At 61.5% G+C, this 20016-nt stretch carries 16 protein-coding genes; 6 read left to right on the forward strand and 10 right to left on the reverse strand.

Annotated features, from left to right (window positions below):
* Positions 1-21 precede the first annotated feature (21 nt).
* Together treY and C0V73_RS03525 are read right to left on the reverse strand one after the other, a co-directional pair.
* On the reverse strand, positions 22-2676 hold the full coding sequence (gene treY, locus C0V73_RS03520) for a malto-oligosyltrehalose synthase (RefSeq protein ID WP_102018578.1): 2655 nt from the start codon (positions 2674-2676) through the stop codon (positions 22-24).
* Between the two features lie 89 nt (positions 2677-2765).
* Complete coding sequence (locus C0V73_RS03525) at positions 2766-3038, reverse strand: usg protein (RefSeq protein ID WP_102018579.1); 273 nt, start codon at positions 3036-3038, stop codon at positions 2766-2768.
* Positions 3039-3303: 265 nt separating this feature from the next.
* Here C0V73_RS03525 and groES point away from each other — a divergent pair, with 265 nt between their 5' ends.
* Entirely contained in the window at positions 3304-3618 is a 315-nt protein-coding gene (gene groES / locus C0V73_RS03530) for a co-chaperone GroES (RefSeq protein WP_102018580.1), read from the forward strand.
* Between the two features lie 37 nt (positions 3619-3655).
* Positions 3656-5281 carry a chaperonin GroEL gene (groL, locus tag C0V73_RS03535; protein ID WP_102018581.1) on the forward strand — a complete coding sequence of 542 codons (1626 nt, stop codon included), beginning with the start codon at positions 3656-3658 and terminating at the stop codon, positions 5279-5281.
* Positions 5282-5355: 74 nt separating this feature from the next.
* Here the strand turns inward: groL and C0V73_RS03540 are convergent, their stop codons facing one another.
* The gene (locus C0V73_RS03540; protein WP_102018582.1) at positions 5356-6102 is read right to left on the reverse strand and encodes an EAL domain-containing protein; all 747 of its coding nucleotides are present in this window, start codon (positions 6100-6102) and stop codon (positions 5356-5358) included.
* Between the two features lie 221 nt (positions 6103-6323).
* Here C0V73_RS03540 and C0V73_RS03545 point away from each other — a divergent pair, with 221 nt between their 5' ends.
* Positions 6324-6557, forward strand: coding sequence for a hypothetical protein (locus C0V73_RS03545; protein WP_102018583.1), 234 nt, complete (start codon positions 6324-6326; stop codon positions 6555-6557).
* A 2-nt stretch (positions 6558-6559) separates the two neighbouring features.
* On the opposite strand, the gene C0V73_RS03550 is transcribed toward C0V73_RS03545, so the two are convergent.
* Complete coding sequence (locus tag C0V73_RS03550) at positions 6560-7486, reverse strand: ATP-grasp fold amidoligase family protein (protein WP_102018584.1); 927 nt, start codon at positions 7484-7486, stop codon at positions 6560-6562.
* 129 nt (positions 7487-7615) lie between these two features.
* Between C0V73_RS03550 and C0V73_RS03555 the strand changes: the two genes are divergently transcribed.
* The 3 genes from C0V73_RS03555 to C0V73_RS03565 are packed head-to-tail and all read left to right on the forward strand — an operon-like array spanning position 7616 to position 10768.
* Complete coding sequence (locus tag C0V73_RS03555) at positions 7616-8293, forward strand: response regulator transcription factor (RefSeq protein WP_102018585.1); 678 nt, start codon at positions 7616-7618, stop codon at positions 8291-8293.
* On the forward strand, positions 8280-9674 hold the full coding sequence (locus C0V73_RS03560) for a sensor histidine kinase (RefSeq protein WP_102018586.1): 1395 nt from the start codon (positions 8280-8282) through the stop codon (positions 9672-9674). The genes C0V73_RS03555 and C0V73_RS03560 overlap by 14 nt, the downstream gene beginning before the upstream one ends.
* Entirely contained in the window at positions 9671-10768 is a 1098-nt protein-coding gene (locus C0V73_RS03565; RefSeq protein WP_102018587.1) for an ABC transporter substrate-binding protein, read from the forward strand. The genes C0V73_RS03560 and C0V73_RS03565 overlap by 4 nt, the downstream gene beginning before the upstream one ends.
* Positions 10769-10822: 54 nt before the next feature.
* Here the strand turns inward: C0V73_RS03565 and C0V73_RS03570 are convergent, their stop codons facing one another.
* The 6 genes from C0V73_RS03570 to C0V73_RS03595 form a co-directional block, all read right to left on the reverse strand.
* The gene (locus C0V73_RS03570; RefSeq protein ID WP_102018588.1) at positions 10823-12328 is read right to left on the reverse strand and encodes a tripartite tricarboxylate transporter permease; all 1506 of its coding nucleotides are present in this window, start codon (positions 12326-12328) and stop codon (positions 10823-10825) included.
* A gap of 10 nt (positions 12329-12338) precedes the next feature.
* Positions 12339-12797 carry a tripartite tricarboxylate transporter TctB family protein gene (locus tag C0V73_RS03575; RefSeq protein WP_102018589.1) on the reverse strand — a complete coding sequence of 153 codons (459 nt, stop codon included), beginning with the start codon at positions 12795-12797 and terminating at the stop codon, positions 12339-12341.
* 98 nt (positions 12798-12895) lie between these two features.
* Positions 12896-13876: a tripartite tricarboxylate transporter substrate binding protein BugD gene (locus C0V73_RS03580; RefSeq protein ID WP_102018590.1), complete on the reverse strand. Its 981-nt coding sequence runs from the start codon at positions 13874-13876 to the stop codon at positions 12896-12898.
* Between the two features lie 223 nt (positions 13877-14099).
* Positions 14100-15449, reverse strand: a complete 1350-nt coding sequence (locus C0V73_RS03585; protein WP_102018591.1) for a sigma-54 dependent transcriptional regulator — start codon at positions 15447-15449, stop codon at positions 14100-14102.
* A complete protein-coding gene (locus C0V73_RS03590) occupies positions 15446-17218 on the reverse strand; it encodes an ATP-binding protein (protein ID WP_102018592.1) in 1773 nt (590 codons plus the stop codon). The genes C0V73_RS03585 and C0V73_RS03590 overlap by 4 nt, the downstream gene beginning before the upstream one ends.
* A gap of 191 nt (positions 17219-17409) precedes the next feature.
* Positions 17410-19950: a methyl-accepting chemotaxis protein gene (locus tag C0V73_RS03595; RefSeq protein WP_102018593.1), complete on the reverse strand. Its 2541-nt coding sequence runs from the start codon at positions 19948-19950 to the stop codon at positions 17410-17412.
* Positions 19951-20016 lie beyond the last annotated feature (66 nt).

Raw genomic sequence — 20016 nt, forward strand, 5'->3', positions numbered from 1 at the left:
GCATCCGCACCCGCGCCTATCTCACTCCACCTCTGACATCAGCATGACCACCGTCTGACCATCCAAGAGGTCGCGCAGCGCAAGCGGCTTGCCACTCGCAAATCTGCGCCCCGTCAGCACATCGGTGAAAGTCCGCCCGGCGATCTCCCCCGGCAAGTCGACGACCGTGTCGCCCCAGAACGCGGCAGAAGCCAGTCCTTCGCCTTCCCCGAGCATCGCGACCGGCAGACGGCAGGCAACCGTCACAGCACAGATGCCCGCCCTCTCCCGGGCGAAAGCCACAGCGTGGGCCTGGCGCGGCCCAGTGACCGTCAGCGGCAAATAGCGCCCCTCCAGGAAAAGCGACGAATAGCGATTTCGCAGCGCAAGACCGCGACTGATCACGGCCTGCTTCAGCCATCCCTCCTTCAGCGCACGCTCGTCCGCAAAGGCAAGTGGTGCCTCAGGATCGAACTCACAGAGCGTATCGAACAGTGGCAGACGTCGATTGTCAGGATCGACAAAGCTCAGATCGATCGCCTCGCTCCCCTGATAGATATCCGGGATACCGGGCGCCGTGAGTTTGATTACGGTCTGCGTCAGTCCGTTGATCAGTCCTGCCCGGATCAAAGGCTGGATCTCCCGCACCAACTCGGCGACGAAGTCGTGATCGCCCAGCAGTGCGCGCACATAATCTGCGGCAGCGGCCTCATACTCCGCATTCACCTTGTTCCAGTCGGTCCGAAGCTTCGCCTCCCGCAGGGATTTTTCAACGAAGGCCGTGACACGCTCGGAAAAATCCGACAGGCCTTCCCGGTCATCCGCACTAAGATCGACCGGCCAGTGACCGATAAGGGCCTGGAAGATCATCCACTGAACTTCCGGCTCCGGCGCCATCCGTCCGTCGATGTCGATGACGGCACTCTCATGCGCCTTGCGCCACCTTTCGATCAGGCGAGCAAACCGCGGCGCATCTTCGGCGAGCGCAAAGAGGCGGGCGCGGGCATCCTCGCCGCGCTTGGTGTCATGGGTGGAAGAGGCCGAAAGCCCAAGCGGTTGATGCTCTGCCCGCCGCTGCATCTCGGCGTGGAAGTGCTGCAAGCCGCCGTCTTCCGGCTCGAGTTCGCCGCCCACCTCGTTGAGAGCCAGGAACTCCACATGGCGAAAGAACAGCGTGTCTTCGAGAGACTTGGCCATCAGCGGACCGGTCAACTGCTGGAAGCGACGACGGAAGATCGCTGCCGATGGGCGGTTCTCTGCCGCCACGCCGTCACCCTTGAGCAGGGTGACCAGATCCTCTGCCACCGCCTGAGCATCGCCCCCGAGCCGGTCTGTGACAGACGACAGCACTTCATCGAGTAGGGCACGATCTGCAGCCGGCATGCCCTGATCGGTGCCATAGGTCCGGTAGCGTGGGAAGGCGAGCAGCAACTCCTCGAGAGCTCTCCGAACCAGGTCCGTCGTTTGCCCGAGCAGGCGCGAACCCAGGTCAACCAGCGCCTTCACCTCACCGGCAAAATTCACCCGGACCATCTGCAGTTTCGCGTCCCGCATCTTATCCGCGACGGGAGCCTGGGGCCCGGCGACATCGGCATAGGCCTCTCGCATGGCAAGGAAGCCTGCGGAATCAAGAATGACAGGCACTTGGGCTGCGATGAATTCGTAGCCGGTCGAGCCCTGCACGGGCCAGGCCTTCGGCAACTCTTCGCCGGACGCCAGGATTTTCTCGACGTAGATCGGGATCTCCGGCCCAACGGCGGCCCGCAACTGCTCCAGATAACCGGTCGGATCGGCAAGCCCGTCCACGTGGTCGATGCGCAGCCCGTCCACCTGGCCGGCACGCACCAGTTCCAGCACCGTCCGGTGAGCCGCCTCGAAAACATCCACTGCCTCCACGCGCAGCCCCACGAGTCCGGCGATTTCGAAGAACCGTCGATAGCTCAGGCCTCTCGCCGCTTCGCTCCAATGCATCAGGCGCCATGGTTGAAGATCATGCAGGAAGAGCAGGAATTCCCCTGCCTGTGCCTTGGCGTTCAATTCCTGCAGCAGCCGTTCACAGCCGTGCTCACCGCAAAGCGCCAGCACCGAATTGTGAAACGCCTGCTCATCGCCGGGCTTGACCTGCCGTCCGAGTTCGCCAAGCTGAGCGGCCATTGGATCACTGCAACTGTTGAGGACCGCCGGATAGGTGGAGGGGTTCAGCGGATAGAGGCTGTCGAAGTACTTGAAGGCGAGCGCACCCTCATTACGGTCGAGCGTCAGCGATATCTCGCCGTCCACCACCGCCTGCTCGAAGGGTTTTCCAAGAAACGGCAGGGTGAGACGCTGGCTCCAGTCGATGTCGAAGTAATGCCCGTAGCGGCTGGCTTCTCCCCACTCGATGACGCTGCGCCACCAGGGATTCTCCAGGCTCGCCGCCATATGGTTCGGTACGATGTCGAGGATGAGACGCAGTCCTTGCGCCTTCAACGCGGCTGCAAGCTGCTCAAGCCCCGCACGACCGCCGAGCACCGGATCGATCAGGTTCGCATCGGTGACGTCATAACCATGGGTCGATCCGGCCGTGGCGGCGAAAACGGGGGACGCGTAGAGATGCGTGATCCCGAGCCGCTTCAGATAAGGCAAGAGGCCGATGGCACGGTTGAAATCCATGCCACCGCGAAATTGAAGGCGGTAGGTTGAAACGGGAAAAGGCATGCTGGCATCCTTGCGGCTGGCGGTATCCGACGCCAGCTAACGCCCTCCTGCCCCCCTTGTTCCAACCTCGGCCGGTGCATGCTGCAGCATCAGTGGAAGTCGAATTCTCCATCCAGCTTGCGCCACTCATTGGGGCCGATCAGCCGCTGGTGACTGAAGCGCACCGAATGCAGATCACCGTCGAGATTGGTCCGCCAGAATTCGAGAAATTTGGTCATTTCCGGAAAGTTTGGCGCCAAGTCGTAATGCTGCCAGAGGAAGGTCTGCAACACGGAACGAAAGTCCGGCATCCGATAGAGGATATGCGCAGTGGTGAGGCCATACCCCTCCATCTGGAGGGTGAAGTCATGCGATGAATTCATGCGGTTTCCCTCTTGTTAGTTGGCGATAAAAAGTCTGCCAAAAAATTGCGGAAAAACAATAGAGTTCTTGAATTTTATAGCAAATTCATACTGTTAGCAGCAGAGTAAATGAGTGCTGATTTTTTCGTGGACGCCTCTTGAAACGCAAAATCGGAAAAACCAAATCTTCGCGCGCCGGATGCCATTGAAGGGTCCGGCGACCCGCCCGGACCCAATCCGGTCCGGCCTTTGGGGACGTTCCATTTTGTTTGTCCAGGAGGAAAACATGAAGTTCCGTCCGCTGCACGACCGCATCGTCGTCCGCCGCGTTTCGTCCGAGGAGAAGACCAAGGGCGGCATCATCATTCCCGACACTGCCAAGGAAAAGCCGCAGGAAGGCGAAGTCATCGCCGTTGGCCCCGGCGCTCGCAACGACCAGGGCCAGATCGTCGCCCTCGACGTGAAGGTCGGCGACCGCGTTCTCTTCGGCAAATGGTCCGGCACCGAGATAAAGATCGACGGCGAAGAGCTGCTGATCATGAAGGAAGCCGACGTCATGGGCATCATCGAAGCCCAGGCCGCCGAAAAGAAAGCCGCCTGAGAACCATCAGTCATCATTTGCCTTTGAGGAGTGAACCATGGCTGCAAAAGAAGTGAAATTCCACACCGATGCCCGCGAAAAGATGCTGCGTGGCGTCGACATCCTCGCCAATGCCGTGAAGGTGACGCTCGGTCCCAAGGGCCGAAATGTCGTCATCGACAAGTCCTTCGGTGCACCCCGTATCACCAAGGATGGCGTCTCGGTCGCCAAGGAAATCGAGCTTGAGGACAAGTTCGAGAACATGGGCGCGCAGATGCTGCGCGAAGTGGCGTCCAAGACGAATGATCTCGCCGGCGACGGCACCACCACGGCAACCGTGCTCGCCCAGGCCATCGTCAAGGAAGGTGCGAAGGCCGTCGCCTCCGGCCTCAACCCGATGGACCTCAAGCGCGGCGTCGACCTCGCCGTCGAAGCTGTCGTGGCCGAACTGAAAGCCAATGCCCGGAAGATCTCCAACAATGCCGAGATCGCCCAGGTCGGCACCATCTCCGCCAATGGCGACACCGAGATCGGCCGTTACCTCGCCGAAGCGATGGAGAAGGTCGGCAATGACGGCGTGATCACCGTCGAGGAAGCCAAGACGGCCGACACCGAACTCGAAGTCGTGGAAGGCATGCAGTTCGACCGCGGCTATCTCTCGCCCTACTTCGTGACCAACCAGGAGAAGATGCGCGTCGAACTCGACGATCCCTACATCCTGATCCACGAGAAGAAGCTGTCGAACCTGCAGGCCCTGCTGCCAGTCCTCGAAGCCGTCGTCCAGTCCGGCAAGCCGCTTGTCATCATCGCGGAAGACGTCGAAGGCGAAGCGCTCGCGACCCTCGTCGTCAACAAGCTGCGCGGTGGCCTGAAGGTGGCGGCCGTCAAGGCACCGGGCTTCGGCGACCGCCGCAAGGCCATGCTCGAGGACATCGCCATCCTGACGGGTGGTACGGTCATCTCCGAAGACCTCGGCATCAAGCTCGAAAACGTCACCCTCAACATGCTGGGACGTTCGAAGAAGGTGTCGATCGAGAAGGAAAACACCACCATCATCAACGGCGCCGGCTCCAAGGCCGAGATCGACGGCCGGGTGGCCCAAATCAAGGCGCAGATCGAGGAGACCTCCTCCGACTACGACCGCGAAAAGCTGCAGGAGCGTCTGGCCAAGCTCGCCGGTGGCGTTGCCGTCATCCGCGTCGGCGGCTCGACCGAAGTGGAAGTCAAGGAAAAGAAGGACCGCGTGGACGACGCCCTGCATGCGACCCGCGCGGCCGTCGAGGAGGGAATCCTGCCCGGTGGTGGCGTTGCCCTCCTGCGTTCGGTCAAGGCACTCGACAACCTGAAGACCGCCAATGACGACCAGCGCGTCGGCATCGAGATCATTCGCCGCGCAATCGAAGCCCCGGTGCGCCAGATCGCCGAAAACGCAGGTGCAGAGGGCTCGATCATCGTCGGCAAGCTGCGCGAGACGTCGGAATTCGCTTATGGCTGGAACGCCCAGACTGGCGAGTATGGCGACCTCTTTACCCAGGGCGTCATCGATCCGGCCAAGGTCGTCCGCACGGCGCTTCAGGATGCAGCATCGGTGGCAGGCCTGCTGATCACCACCGAAGCGATGATCGCCGAGAAACCGAAGAAGGAAGCCGCCCCGGCAATGCCGGCCGGTGGAATGGACTTCTAAGGTCTGAAACAGTTCCGAACGAGGAAGGGCCGCTCATGAGAGCGGCCCTTCTTTTATACGGGGATTGGGAATTTTCAGGCGGCAAGCGCAGTCGGAATGGGGCTGAGCCCCTCGAAGGTCGGCCGGGCGATATAGTAGCCCTGGATCAGATCCACGCCGAGTTCCGTCAGCAGCTGAAGCTCACCCGCCGTCTCCACACCTTCGCAAACCGCGGTCACGCCGAGATCGCGCAGCATGTCGAGCGTCCGGCTGACGACGATCTGCTTCACCGTATCGGTATCGATGCCCCGGATGAGATCCATGTCGAGCTTCACGAGGTCAGGCTGGAAGCGCGTGAGAAGGTTGAGGCCTGAATAACCGGCACCGAAATCGTCGATCGCCGTCTTGAAGCCGATCTCGCGATAGCTCTTCAGAATGTTGAGGAGATGCGCGGTGTCGAGCTTCTCGACTTCGGTAAACTCGAAAATGATGCGGTCGAGCGGGAAGTCGGTTCGCCGTGCGGTCTCGAGCGTCTGGCGAATGCAGGCGCGCGGTTCGTAGACGGCATTCGGCATGAAATTGATCGACAGATGCGGCATCGCGTTGCGAGGAAAGAGGTTCGCAGCCAATTCGATTGCACGTACTCTGCATTGCTGGTCGAAGGCGTAGCGATTGTCGGGATCGACAAGTGAAAGCACCGACACGGCGCCGCTGCCATCACGGCCACGGACGAGCGCCTCATGGGCGAAAACCTCGCGACGCCGGGTATCTATGATGGGCTGAAATGCCATCGAAAATCGTGACTCGAAGGCGGTCCCATTCTTGCAACCCTGGCAGGTCATCACGGCTCCTAAATTATGCATCACAACAAAAACACAACCGTCTTAAGGAAGCTTGAAAGCTGCTACGCAACCAGTTTCCGAGGAAGCAACCGCCTTGTTTCGCAATTCATGACCTTTTTTGGATTGCTGATTTAACCAATCGAGATAATCGAATATCCTTGAAATATGAGGCTGATTCGAGAAAGCCTCGCGGGCTAAATGACTTAGCTGGGGATGCGGACATGCGGGAACAGATCGATATCGAGACCTGGGCAATGGTCAGGGCTCATGAGATTGTAATGCAGCAGGGTGCCAATCTGGTCGTCGCCGCTCAGAGATTGGACCACAAGAAAACCACAGCCAACACTTATGCACTGAGAACGGCGATCATGGCATCGCTGATCGAAGCGCTACAGGCACCCCCGGCAGATGTACTGGCCGCCATGCAGACGCCGGCTGGCCTGCACCAGGCCTGACATTACATCCGCGATCCGGCGATCTGCCATTTGTCTCCGACAAGGCGATCATATTCCGGCGGCTCGAAGGCTTCGAAGCCGCCGCCCGGATAAAGCGTGAGCTCACCGACGAAGAGATTGTCGCCCGTATCGAACAGGTCGACGCGGACGAAATCCAGATCACGCCCCAAGGTTTCCGACAGCGACACCATCAGGTCCAGCTGCTCCGGGCGCGGGATCTCGTTCGGATAGGGCGGATAGTAGTCCGGGTCGTAGAACGGCAGGCGTTCCCATGAACGCGAATAGGTCGCGGAATAGCCCTGATCGTCGGTGCGCGTATCGATGATGATGTGCGACAGCCGTCCGTTGAAGACGAAACAGCGATAATCCCAGGGGATGCCACCATCCTTGCTGAGCATCTTCTCGATGACAACCTTCCGCGCGACCTGCGAATAGGCCCATTCCCTGTTGTACCGGGCATGGTCGATCGACAGCCATTCGGCACAGGGGTCATTGCGCTTGAGGGTTTCGACATCTTCAGTCGTGTAAAGGAACTCGCCAAGCCCGCTCGCATGGTTGGGCTTGATCACAGCCGGCAACGGAATGGTCGACCAGTCCACCTCCGATAGGTGGGTGCCTGCCCAATAGGTGGGGATCGTGTGCTCGGCGCCAACCTTCTCTGCGACGTAGTCCTTCACCGCCAGCTTGTCGACCAGCTTTCCATAGAGCGGATTGCGGTCATGGATTTTGCGATACTGAACCTTCTCCGAGAAGGTCTTCGGGTTGTCGACATCGGGCCATTCGCCCTTGATGCTCCAGAACTTCAGCTGGATGTAAAGCTTGTCCGGCAAAGGCCCGATCAGGCGCCAGAAGATGCGCTTCATGAGATAGAGCAACGAGCTTTGGTCGTAACCCGCCCGGATGAAGCTTTCCTTCTGTTCTTCTGCCAAGACCGCGTCTCCGTTTCCCGTTGCTGGCGAACTTTAGTGGTCCCGGTTTATCGTCGAGTTAACCGGAAGCCCTGAATACAGCCTTTCCGCCAGCTTGATCGCAGACGTCAGACATGCGAGCGTCCGGCCATGCGCATTCTGCTTGTGGAAGACACGCTTGACGTCGGAGAGGCAATCTCCCGCCGCTTTGAAACCATCGGCCATACGGTCGACTGGCAGACGGACGGCCGTGCTGCAGCCGATATCCTCGATTTCACCGAATACGACCTCGTCATCCTCGACGTCATGCTGCCCGGCATGGACGGGTTTTCGATCCTGAAGAGGCTGCGGGACAACGGAAGCGCCGTGCCGGTGCTCGTCCTGACGGCGCGCTCCGAGATCGACGATCGCGTAGGCGCGCTCGATCTCGGCGCCGACGACTACCTGGTGAAGCCCTTTGACTTCCGCGAACTCGAAGCCCGCGCCCGCGTATTGATGCGTCGCCGCGCCGGAGGCGAGGCAACCAATGTGATCGTCTGCGGCGACGTTTTGCTCGACCGCTCCCAGCGCTCGGTCAAGGTCGGCAATCGCGAAGTGCCGCTGAAACGTCGTGAAATGACATTGCTTGAAATTCTCGCCAGCCGACCGGGTCGCGTGTTCAGCAAGGACCAGTTGCTCGACCAGCTCTTCGGCTTCGATGAACCGGCTGGCCCCAATGCCATTGAGCTCTATGTCGGGCGCCTCCGAAAGAAGCTCGAGGGGGCAAAGGCCCGGATCGTGACCGTTCGCGGCGTGGGCTATCAACTGGTGTCTGATGCAGAGGACTAGGCGCTCACTTTTTGCCCGACTGGTCATCCGGGTTGCCGTGGTTCTCGCCGGCGGCGCCGCGATCCTGATGACGGCGGCCTGGCTTTATGCCCGCGCGGCCGCCGACGAGGCCTATGATCGGCTGCTTCAGGGCGCCGCGATCCAGATCCTCGACAGCCTTGTGGTCGAAGAGGGCCGCATTGCTGTCGACCTGCCGCCGAGCGCCTTCGAGCTCCTCGGATTGGCGCCGCGCGACAAGATCTTCTACCGCGTCGTCGCCCCCGATGGCACGACGCTGACCGGCTACGAAGACCTTGAGTTTCCGACCGACACCGCCAATGCCCGCACCGACACTCTGTTCCAGACCTCACGCTTCCGCGATCAGCCGGTGCGCATGGTGGCAGCGAGCCGCGCGATTGCCGATCCCTTGCTCGGTGGTTGGGCCAAGGTCCTGATCGCCCAGACCATCGGGGCCCGCCAGGAACTGACGACCGAATTGACGACCCGTGCCCTAGCGCTGGTCGGGGTCATGAGCCTGCTTGCGCTCGGAGGGACAATTCTTGCCGTGCGTTATTCGCTACGGCCGCTCGATGCACTCGGCGACACGCTTCGCCGCCGCGACAGCCAGGACCTGACACCGCTCGCCGTCGACGTGCCTCGCGAGCTCTCCCCCTTCGTGGAATCCATCAACCACTTCATGGGCCGACTGGATGACCGATTGCAGCTGTTGCAGCGCTTCATCGCCGACAGCGCCCATCAGATCCGCACCCCACTGACGGCATTATCGGCCCAGGTCAGCCTGATCAACGAAGAAGCACTTTCGGAGAATGACCGCCGTCACCTCGACCGGGTGAAGAACCGGGCATCGGAGCTTGCGCGGTTCACCACGCAATTGCTCAACCATGCCATGGTCATCCACCGTTTCGATTCCGTGCAACTCTCGCCGATCGACGTCGTCGATGTCGCGCGTAAAGCCTTCCGCGCCGCCGTCCCGATCACCATCGACCCCGACATCGTCGTTTCATTCGAGGCGCCGCCGGAGCCGCTGATGGTGCTCGGTGATGGCTTGAGCCTGCGCGAGGCGATCGTCAACGTCATCGACAATTCGCTGCGCCATGGTGTGGTGTCGAGCCTTGCGGTGCGGGTGATCCGGCGCGGCGATTTCGTTCTGGTCGAGGTTGAAGACGATGGCCCAGGCATCCCGGCCCAGGACTGGGCGCAAGTGACCCGACGCTTCGTCTCTTCGAAGTCAGGCGAAGGCAGCTCCGGCCTCGGCTTCGCCATCGCCTCTGAGGTGGCCACAACGCTGAACGGTGCGCTGGCCTTCCGCGAACGGACGCCCGGGACAGGCTTCACCACCTTTCTTGAACTTCCCCTGATCGATGCGAGGCCAAACGCATGAACCTGTCGACGATGTTCCGCGCCGTGGTGTCGGGATGTGTAACGGCGGCCCTGGCCTCGACCTCGGCTCTCGCGATTGAGGGCGAGCGCTCCGTCTTCCCCGCACCTGAACAGGAGCGGACAAGACTTGTCATCAACGGGGTGACGGACGCCGACGTCATTGCGCCGCTGATCCGGGACTTCCAGGAAACGGCGCGCGACGTGACGGTCGAATTCAACGACTATGTCAGCAACGATCTCTTCCGCGAGGCGGAACTGGCCTGTCGCCAGCGGCGGAGCCACGGCGACCTCTGGATTTCCTCGTCGGTCGACCATCTCGTCAAGCTCGCCAATGACGGCTGCGCCAGGTCCCACCAGTCGGAGGAAACGGAGCGTGTTTCGGCCTGGGCAAACTGGCGCGACGAAATCTTCGGCTTTGCCTTCGAGCCCGCCGTCATCGTCTATCACGCCGCGCAGGTGCCGCCGGAGGATGTGCCCCGCTCGCATGTCGAGATCGCCGAACTCCTGCGCCGCAAGCCGGACGAATACTGGACACGGATCGGCACCTACAACGTCAAACTGTCAGGCGTGGGCTATCTGCTAGCCTTCCATGACGCGCAACAGGCGCCGACAAGCTACGGCCGTCTGCTGGAGAGCTTCAGCCGCGCGCAGGTTGTGACCAGCTGTTGCAACAAGGAAGTGCTCGACCTGATCGAGACCGGCAGGTTGAAGATCGCCTACAACATCCTCGGCTCCTATGCCTATGCGCGCTATCTGCGCAACAATGACATGCGGGTGGTCGTGCCGCGCGATTATACGCTGATCCTCACCCGCGGCGCGATGATCCCGACCCATTCGCCACAGCCCGACCTCGCCGCTCGCTTCGTCGATTATCTGGTCTCGGAGCGCGGCCAGAAGGTCGCGCGGGAAAAGGCCTTCTACTTTGCCGAAAACGCACCTTTGCCACCCGGCGTTGATGGGCCGATCTCGCTGATCGAATCCGGCATCGGCCGCCCGATCCGTGTCGGCCCGGCGCTCCTTGCCGCCCAGGACAGGGCGACGCGCGAGGAATTCATCCGCAATTGGACATCGCTTCTCGCGCCCGGTGCGCCCTGATGAAAAAAGGCCGGCGTCTCCGCCGGCCTTTGCAAAGTACCAGGATCAAAGACCTCAGTCCTCTTCCTGGAAGACCTCCTCGCGCTTCTTCTTGACGCTCGGAAGGAAGACCACGATCAGAACCGCAAGCGCGAGCAGCAGCAGGGTGAGGCTGATCGGCCGGGTGACGAAGGTCGACGGATCGCCGCGCGACAGGATCATCGCTCGCCGCAAGTTCTCCTCGAGCAACGGTCCCAAAACGAAGCCGAGCAACAAGGGTGCCGGCTCGCAGCGCAGCTTGACCAGCACGTAGCCGATGAGCCCGAAGAAGGCGACGGCATAGAGGTCGTAGATGTTGCCGTTGACGCTGTAGACCCCGATCGAGCAGAAGGCCATGATGATCGGGAAGAGCACGTAATAGGGGATCGTCAGAAGCTTCACCCAGAGCCCGATCAGCGGCAGGTTCAAAACCAGCAGCATCAGGTTACCGATCCACATCGAGGCAATAATGCCCCAGAACAGGGCCGGCTGTTCGCTGGCGACATTCGGACCGGGCACGATGCCCTGGATGATCATCGCACCGACCATCAGCGCCATGACCGGGTTTGCCGGAATACCGAGGGTGAGCAGCGGGATGAACGAGGTCTGCGCGCCGGCATTGTTGGCCGATTCCGGACCTGCTACCCCTTCGATAGCACCATGCCCGAACTCCTGCGGGTTCTTCGACATGCGCTTTTCGACCGTGTAGGACGCGAAGGACGCCAAGATCGCGCCGCCACCCGGCAGGATGCCGAGCGCCGAGCCAATGCCTGTGCCGCGCAGCACCGGGCCGACCATCCGCTTGAAGTCGTCACGCGTCGGCATCAGGCCGCTGACCTTAGTGATCAGGACTGTCCGGTTACGATCGCTTTCGAGATTGCGAAGGATTTCAGCGACACCGAAGACACCGACGGCGACAGCGACGAAATTCAGACCATCCGCATATTCGGTGATCCCCATCGTGAAACGCGGCGTGCCGGAATAAATGTCCGTGCCGACAAGGCCGAGCAACAGGCCGAGTGCGACCATGGCTAGCGCCTTGATGATCGACCCATGGGCGAGCGCGATCGACGAGACGAGACCGACGATCATTAGGGAGAAGTACTCGGCAGCCCCGAATTCGAGCGCGATGGCGGTGAGCGGCGGCGCGAAGATCGCGACGAGGAAGGTCGAGACGGTGCCGGCGAAGAAGGAGCCGATTGCGGCAATCGCGAGTGCCGCCCCTGCCCTGCCATTGCGGGCCATCTGGTAGCCGTCGATCGCGGTGACGGCGGATGAGGATTCGCCCGGCATGTTGATCAGGATGGCCGTGGTCGAACCGCCATACTGCGCGCCGTAATAGATGCCGGCGAGCATGATCAGCGACGAGACGGGCTCAAGCTGGAAGGTGATCGGCAAGAGCATGGCGATCGTGGCTGTCGCACCGATGCCGGGAAGCACGCCAATCAGCGTGCCCAGGATGACACCGATCAGGCAGAAGAACAGGTTCTCGATGGAACCGGCGGTCGCGAAACCGAGGGCAAGATTGCTGATGAAATCCATGTTCGTCGCCTCAACGGAACCAGGGGCCGAAGCGTTCGAACGGCAGGCCTAGGCCGTAGCTGAACACGAGGACCGAGAAGAAGGTGATGCCCGTCGCAAGCGCGAGAGCCGCCGGAACCCGGAGCCGCTCAGAGGCGAAGCTTGCGATGAAGGCGGCAACGAAAAGGGCCGGCACGAAACCGGCGCCGCGCACCAGGAGACCGAAGACGATCGGTGCCGGCAGAATGAAGAGCATGCCGCGCCAGGCGATTGCGCCGATCACCTCGCCGGTGACCTTCACGGACTGCACAAGGATGACGACGCCGAGCAGCGTCAGTACACCGGCAAGCACGAGCGGGAAGTAGCCCGGCCCCATGCGAAACGCGGTTCCGAGTTCCAGCGACAAGGATTGAATGACGAAGAAGAGGCCAAGCCCGATGAACAGCAAACCGCAAAGCAGGTTGGCCGTGTCGAAGCGTAAGGATTTCATGTTGTCCCCCGACAAAAGGCGCGGACGGCCTTGGACTTGGCCGACCGGCACGACAAGTCGCGGACCCGGCCAACCGGGCCCGCGCAGATGTGGATGGATCAGTCGGCGTACTGGCCGGCAGCTTCGATCACCGGCTTCCACCGGGCGATTTCGCCTTCGAGCTTGGCCTTGAGGGCCGCAGACGTCACATCGCTGTCCGGCGACGGTGCGGTGCCGAGTTCGGCGAAGCGAGCGACGACGTTTTCGTCCTTGAGAGCCTTCTTGAGCGAGGCGTTGAGCTTCTCGATCGCTTCAGCCGGCGTGCCCTTCGGCGTGTATACGCCATGCCAGATACCGACCTGGAAGTCGTTCAAGCCACCTTCGGCAGCCGTCGGCACGTCAGGCAGGACCGGCAGGCGCTCGGCAGAGGTCACAGCATAGGCCTTGATCGTGCCACCCTGGATCTGCTTTGTCGTATTGGTGGTCTGGTCGCACATGATATCGACCTGGCCGCCGAGCAGATCGGTCATGGCCGGACCCGTGCCCTTGTAGGGAACGGTGACGAGCGGGGTCTCGATCTGGCTCATGAACAGCATGCCGCAGAGATGCGAGGCTGCGCCGATGCCGGCATTGGCCACGGTGACGGTATCCTTGTTGGCCTTCACATATTCAACGAGACCCTTGAGATCGCTGGGCTCGAAATCCTTGCGAGCGACGATCGTCATCGGAACGTCGGTGACGAGACCGACATAATCAAAGGCGTTCAGCGGATCATAGGCGAGCTTGCGATAAAGGCTTGCGCTGGTCGCCATGCCGATGTGGTGAAGCAGAATGGTGTAGCCATCCGGCTCCGAGCTTGCGACGCGGCCGGCACCCAGCGTGCCACCGGCGCCGCCGACATTCTCGACGAGAACCTGCTGGCCGAGATCCTTGGACATGGATTCAGCGACGAGACGCGCGACGGTATCCGTCGGGCCGCCTGCTGCGAACGGGACCACCATGGTGATCGAACGCTCGGGATAGGTCTGGGCCGATGCGGATGCTGCGATGAAGGTTGCCGCAATGGCAGTCGCGCTGAAGAGCGACTTGAAGAAAGTCATGAAAGCCTCCCGGTTCAATTGATCCTGCCGGTTCGGCTCCTCCCGCCCGGCATTGGATGGCCCGATCTTCTTCAGGCGAGACCGCGTCACAATCGCCCGGTCAGGTATCAGCCGAGCTTTTGTGAGGCATCGCAGTGCAACATGGGTGGGTTTCCTCCCAAGCGGCTCAGATGATGTGTGGAATTCCACCCATTACTTAAGGAGGGTGCGGTCAGGAGGGCCCCTAGTCCCTGCCATCGAAGGCGAGGCTCTTGTCGAGCCCATGCTTCTGCATCTTCTCGTAAAGTGTCTTGCGGGAGATTCCGAGCTGCTCGTAGACCGGCCGCAGCGATCCGCCATGGGCGGTAATGGCATTGGCGATCAGCTGCTTTTCATAGGCCGCCACCTTGTCGGCCAGACGCGTATTCGCCGTTTCGAGTGCTGCCGCACTGTCGAGCCCGGTTTCCAGCCCGAGCACCAGCCGATCGGCCGCATTCCGCAACTCGCGAACATTGCCCGGCCAGTCACGCTCGGCGATCTCGGAGAGGATCTCCGGCTCCACCTCCATGTCATCGCGGCCGTAGCGTGCACACGCTTCGCGCACGAGATGCAGGAAGAGCAGCGGAATGTCGGCCCGCCGCTGCGCAAGCGAGGGCACGCGGAGTGTCACGACATTCAGCCGGTAGAAGAGGTCCGCGCGGAAACGCCCCGCCGCCACCTCGCTCTCGAGATCCACCTTGCTCGTGGCGAGGAAGCGCACGTCGAGCGGCACCGTTTCGTTCGACCCCAGACGCGTGATTGTCCGCTCCTGCAGCACCCGCAGGAACTTCGCCTGCAGGTCGAAGGGCATTGAGCCGATTTCATCTAGGAGAATGGTTCCGCCGCGTCCGTGTTCGAACTTGCCGTAGCGTGCCCGAAGCGCACCCGGGAAGGCACCGGCTTCGTGGCCGAAGAGCTCGCTTTCGATCAGGGTCTCAGGCAGAGAAGCACAGTTGATCGCGAGGAAGGGGGCCTTCGCCCGGGCGCTGATATCATGCAGGCTGCGCGCAACGACCTCCTTGCCGGCCCCCGTATCGCCGATAATCAGCGCGTCAGCCTCCGTCGCACCGATCGCCCGTACCCGATAGCGCAGGTCGACCATGACAGGCGTGCGGCCGGGAAGCCGCGTCTCGATATCGTCGCGCTTGCCGGCAACGGCCCTCAGGCGCCGGTTTTCGAGAACGAGCGAACGGCGGTCCAGCGCATGGCGCACGACGCCCGCCAACGCCTGACTTGCAAAAGGCTTCTCTATGAAGTCATAGGCGCCCTCGCGCATGGCCTTCACCGCGAGCTGCACTTCGCCATGGCCCGTCACCAGAATGACGGGGATTTCGTGATCCAGTTCGCGGATCCGGTGCAGAAGCGTCATTCCGTCCATGCCCGGCATCCGGATGTCGCTGACGACCACGCCATCAAAGCCGAAGCCCACCCGCGAAAGGATCTCGTCGCCCGAGGCAAAGGCCTTAACTTGCAGACCATGCAGTTCCAGCGCCTGACTGGTGGAGAAGCGCAGCTCCTCCTCGTCATCGACGAGCAACACCAGACCTGAATTCATTCCGCCGCCTCGTGCAATGCTTCCGCTTCCAGGAGATCGATCCGGAACAGGGCACCGCCACCCTCACGTTCCCGAACCGTCAGGCTTCCGCCGAAATCCTTGATGATATTGTAGGAAATCGAAAGGCCAAGCCCAAGGCCCTTGCCGACGCCCTTTGTGGTGAAGAACGGATCAAAGATGCGCTCCATGATCGCCGGCGGCACACCCGGTCCCCGATCCACGATCTCGATCACCACACGACCATTATCCCGACGCGCCGAAAGTTCGATCGCGCGATCATCGAGCCCTTCGACAGCATCGCAGGCATTGGTCAGAATATTGACGAGCACCTGTTGCAGGCGAACGGATCCGCCCTGCACAGGCGGCAGCCCCGGCTCGAAATTCAGCGACAACGTCGCATCCGCCGTGCCAAGACGCGCGGAGACGATTTCGAGTGTCTCTTCCACCACCTCTTCGATCGAGATGGCGCTCAGCTTCTCGTTCGGCTTGCGCGCGAAATTGCGCAGGTGCCTAGAGATCGAAGCCATCCGGTCGATGAGATTGGAAATACGCCCCAGATTGTCCCGCGCCTCGGAGATCCGGTCGCGATCGATCAGCATGGTCGCGCTGTCGGCATAGGTCTTGGCAGCAGCGAGCGGCTGGTTGAATTCGTGTGAAAGGGCAGCCGACATCTGGCCGAGGCCTGCAAGCTTGCCGGCCTGGATCAGGTCGGCCTGCGTCTGGCGGAGCTGCAGGTTGACCCGGGCGAGATCGGCGGTACGCTCCTCGACCCGCCGCTCCAGTTCAGCCTGAGCCTCGATCTGCATATGCATGCGCTCCTGCAACCGGGCACGACGCTGGATGACGACAGCCAGCCCCAGCCCGAACAGGCACAGGAAGAGCAAAATGGCGACCAGCATGGTCCGCGCCTGGGCATGGATGGTGCCGGTGTCGAAGAGCACCTTCACCGTCCAGTCGGCGTCCGGCATGTACTGCTCAAGAACCAGATACTCCCGAGATCCCGCCCCCTGGTTGACGGTCATCAGCACATGATCATCAAGCGCACTTCGCTTGATCGGCAACTCCCGCAAGACCGCATCGGAATAGCGCCGCGAGGCGGTGGTCCGTTCCAGTCTCTCCGGCGTGAGCGGCAGCACGGAGGCGTAGAGCCATTCGGGATTCCCGGTCATGAAGATGATCCCCTCGGGATCATGCACGAGGATCTTGTACTCCCCACCCCGCCAGGAGGTTTCGATGCCCTCGATATCGACCTTGAAGGCGATGACACCACGGACCGTCCCATCCACCTCGATCGGCGCCGAGAAATAGTAGCCGCGCTTGGCCGAGGTCGTACCGAGTGCGTAGAAACGCGCCTGCTTGCCGGCAGCCGCTTCGTAGAAATAGGGACGGTAGATGAAGTTCTCGCCGACAAAGCTCGCGACACCATCGAAATTGCTCGCGGCGATCGTGTTGCCGTCCATCGTCATCACATAGATGTCGGAGGACTCGAGCAGCGTGTTGATTTCCTTGAGATAGAGATTGGCAGCCCGCCGTAGCGCCGGATTGTCAGGATCAAGGATGAGTTCCTTCATGTCCTCATGGTCGGCGATCAGCGCCGGCAAGGTCTCATAGCGGCTGAGATGGCCTGAGAGCGCCGAAGTCGCCAGACGCAAGGCGCTGTTGGCCTGCAGCGACGCTTCCGCCATGACATTGCGGGTGAGGAGCCGGTTGCCGATGGTGGCGAGTGCAAGGCTTGCAGCGATGAGGATCAGCACGAGCGCCAGGATCATGCGCCGCGCCACGGCCAGTCGTCGCGCCGGTGGTGTCGTTGCTGTCGTCACGGGCTGTCTCCTCCGAGCACAAGGATAGCGACCTGACCGTCGCTTTCCAAGCCGGCTTGCGAACGCGGCCTCGGCTCACGAAAAAGCCGCCAGACCTTTGCGGATCCGGCGGCTCGAAAACGTGGCGGGCCTGGAGGCAATCAGGCCGCGCGGCTGTGTGAATGCGCAGAGGCACGACGACCTTCCGGCGCGAGCTTGAACTGGTTGACGAGCTGCATCAGCGCATCCGCCTCGTCGGCTAGCTGGCGGGTGGCGGCATTCGTCTCTTCGACCATGGCAGCGTTGCGCTGGGTCATCTGGTCCATCTCGTTGACGGAGGAATTCACTTCCGCCAGCCCGTTCGACTGATCACGGCTCGCCATGGCGATGACCGAAACGCGGTCGGCAACCGTGATGATATTGGCCGAGATCTCGGCGAGTACCGCACCAGTCTGCTGCACCAGCTTGGATCCGGCCGAGACTTCCGTGCTCGACTTGTGAATGAGGTCCTTGATCTGCTGGGCGGCACCCGCCGAGCGTTGCGCCAGTTCACGCACTTCCTGGGCAACGACGGCGAAGCCCTTGCCGGCCTCGCCCGCACGTGCCGCTTCGATGCCGGCGTTCAGTGCCAGCAGGTTCGTCTGGAAGGCGATCTCGTCGATGACATCGATGATCTGCACGATCTGGCCCGAGGCGTCCTCGATACGACCCATGGCGTCGATGGCATTTCCGACAACCGTCGACGATGTGTCAGCGCGGCCCTTAGTATCGGCAACGATGTTGTTCACTTCCTCAGCGCGCTCTGCGGACGACTTCACGGTCACCGTGATCTCGTCGACGGCAGCCGCCGTTTGCTCGAGCGAGGCCGCCTGCTGTTCGGTGCGCTTGGCCAGCTGGTCGGCCGCACTGCTCATCTCGGCGGCGTTGCGCTGGATCATGTAGGTGTTCGAACGGATCTGCGTCATCGTATCCTGCAGATGCTCCAGCGACTGGTTGAAGTCGTTGCGCAACTGCTCGAGACGACCGTGGAACGGCGTCTCGATGGTCTCCGAAATGTCGCCCTTTGCAAGGCGGCCAAGACCGGTGGCAAGCGCATTGACCGCGAAGTCGATCTGACGGTCGATCTCCTGCTTTTCGAGATCGTTGCGACGACGCTCTTCCTCGGCCTGGACCCGTTCGGCCTCGCTGCGGCTTTCGATCTCGATCTTCGACAGCGCGTTCTGCTTGAACACGCCAAGCGCACGGGCCATCTCGCCGATTTCGTCGACGCGGGCTTCGCCATTGATCTTGGTGTCGAGCACGCCTTCGGCCAGACGACGCATGGCGCCGGTGATCTGGCCGATCGGGCCCTTGAAGGTCAGCACGAGGCCGATGCCTGCAAAGATCGAGATGAGGATGCCGAGGCCTGTCGCGCCGATGGAGATGGAGTTCGCCTCCTGGCGCTCCTCGCCCGCCGAGACCTTCTGCATTTCGGCAAAGGTGGTCAACTGCTTCCAGATGACATTGAGATCGGAGGCGGCCTGCTCGAAGCTTGACTTGCGCTCCTGGCTGACCTTCACGAGTTCAGCGCTTGCCCCGATCATGGAATCGACGGCCGGCCCGAGCTCCTTCTTCACCTGCATCATGATCGGCTGATCGGCAGCAGTCTTGTCGAGTGCGGCCAGGAACTTCTTCACGGCATTGAACTGTTGCTCCAGGAGCATCCGGTTCTGCTCGGTCGGCTCCAGCAGGAAGCGAGCCATCATGATCTGCAAGGCATAGCCGGCAGCCATGACCTGGCGACCGTCGGCGATGACGGCCTGGGCCTTCGCGAGCGGCGCATCGAGCTCACCGAACTTGATGGTGGCTTCCTTCATCTTCTGCTGGGCGGCAAGACCGAGATAGGCGTTGAGCTGGGTGAAGTTGCGCAGCTTGCCGGCGAGATCGGTGATGACGGCTTCGGACTTGTCGTTGGCAGCCACGGCAGCCTTCAATTCGCCGCCGATCTTGTCGAGCGTCTTTGCGGCAGACTGGTTGGCCTTGGGCAGGACGGCAGCCAGCACCTGCTGGCGCGCAATGATTTCGTCGACGCGGGCCGTGATCACGGCAAACTTCTCGTCCGGCGTCTTGGCCTTGGTGAAGGCGGAATTGGTTTCGGTCAGGAAGGTCCCGGTGCTGCGAATGCTCTCAGCATCGCGCAGCATGGTCTTGGCGGCGGCATCATCCCCCTGGACGGCGCGTTCAAGGGTGGCCATGGCGGCGGTCACGCGGCCTTGGGCGACAACGATCTGCTTGGTGCCCTGCTGCAGCGTATCCACAAGCTTGGACTCGGCATCATGCAGCGTCCAGAGATCGCCGATATGGACGAACACCTGGTCGATCAGTTTGCCGGCTTCTTCAAGTTCGGGGCGGCCATCGGCATCGGGGGCGAGTTGCGAAAGCGTCGTCTCGAGATCCCGCTTCTGCTGCTCGAGGCGCCCCGTCAGATCAGCCCTTGCCTCTTCCGTCGTGTTCGCAAGGAAGCTGGTCATCGAAGCGGAAACATCACGGAAACCGCTCAGCGACTGCAGCACACTGTTCGAAATCTCGATGCGCCCCTGCAGCAGGCCCGACGCGTAAAGGCCGGTAAAGCCGACGGCGGAAATGCTGATGACGAAAGGCAGAATGAAAATCAGCACCTTCGTCTGAATATTGAAGCGCGACAATATACGGTCGATGAACACGGTTTGGTCTCCTCCGACATCGGCAACCGGCTAAACTGCGGTCATCGAGGTCCATGCCTGAATCGT

The organism is Rhizobium sp. TH135 (genome assembly GCF_002855515.1).
Lineage (GTDB): Bacteria > Pseudomonadota > Alphaproteobacteria > Rhizobiales > Rhizobiaceae > Allorhizobium.

What these genes read in the sequence shown, in the direction of transcription:
- C0V73_RS03585 (WP_102018591.1), bottom strand. Translation starts at nt 15,449, where the DNA reads ATGAATTCAGGTCTGGTGTTGCTCGTCGATGACGAGGAGGAGCTGCGC.
- C0V73_RS03580 (WP_102018590.1), bottom strand. Translation starts at nt 13,876, where the DNA reads ATGACTTTCTTCAAGTCGCTCTTCAGCGCGACTGCCATTGCGGCAACC.
- C0V73_RS03525 (WP_102018579.1), bottom strand. Translation starts at nt 3,038, where the DNA reads ATGAATTCATCGCATGACTTCACCCTCCAGATGGAGGGGTATGGCCTC.
- C0V73_RS03575 (WP_102018589.1), bottom strand. Translation starts at nt 12,797, where the DNA reads ATGAAATCCTTACGCTTCGACACGGCCAACCTGCTTTGCGGTTTGCTG.
- C0V73_RS03570 (WP_102018588.1), bottom strand. Translation starts at nt 12,328, where the DNA reads ATGGATTTCATCAGCAATCTTGCCCTCGGTTTCGCGACCGCCGGTTCC.
- C0V73_RS03560 (WP_102018586.1), top strand. Translation starts at nt 8,280, where the DNA reads ATGCAGAGGACTAGGCGCTCACTTTTTGCCCGACTGGTCATCCGGGTT.
- C0V73_RS03590 (WP_102018592.1), bottom strand. Translation starts at nt 17,218, where the DNA reads ATGATCCTGGCGCTCGTGCTGATCCTCATCGCTGCAAGCCTTGCACTC.
- C0V73_RS03540 (WP_102018582.1), bottom strand. Translation starts at nt 6,102, where the DNA reads ATGACCTGCCAGGGTTGCAAGAATGGGACCGCCTTCGAGTCACGATTT.
- C0V73_RS03545 (WP_102018583.1), top strand. Translation starts at nt 6,324, where the DNA reads ATGCGGGAACAGATCGATATCGAGACCTGGGCAATGGTCAGGGCTCAT.
- treY (WP_102018578.1), bottom strand. Translation starts at nt 2,676, where the DNA reads ATGCCTTTTCCCGTTTCAACCTACCGCCTTCAATTTCGCGGTGGCATG.
- C0V73_RS03555 (WP_102018585.1), top strand. Translation starts at nt 7,616, where the DNA reads ATGCGCATTCTGCTTGTGGAAGACACGCTTGACGTCGGAGAGGCAATC.
- C0V73_RS03565 (WP_102018587.1), top strand. Translation starts at nt 9,671, where the DNA reads ATGAACCTGTCGACGATGTTCCGCGCCGTGGTGTCGGGATGTGTAACG.
- groES (WP_102018580.1), top strand. Translation starts at nt 3,304, where the DNA reads ATGAAGTTCCGTCCGCTGCACGACCGCATCGTCGTCCGCCGCGTTTCG.
- groL (WP_102018581.1), top strand. Translation starts at nt 3,656, where the DNA reads ATGGCTGCAAAAGAAGTGAAATTCCACACCGATGCCCGCGAAAAGATG.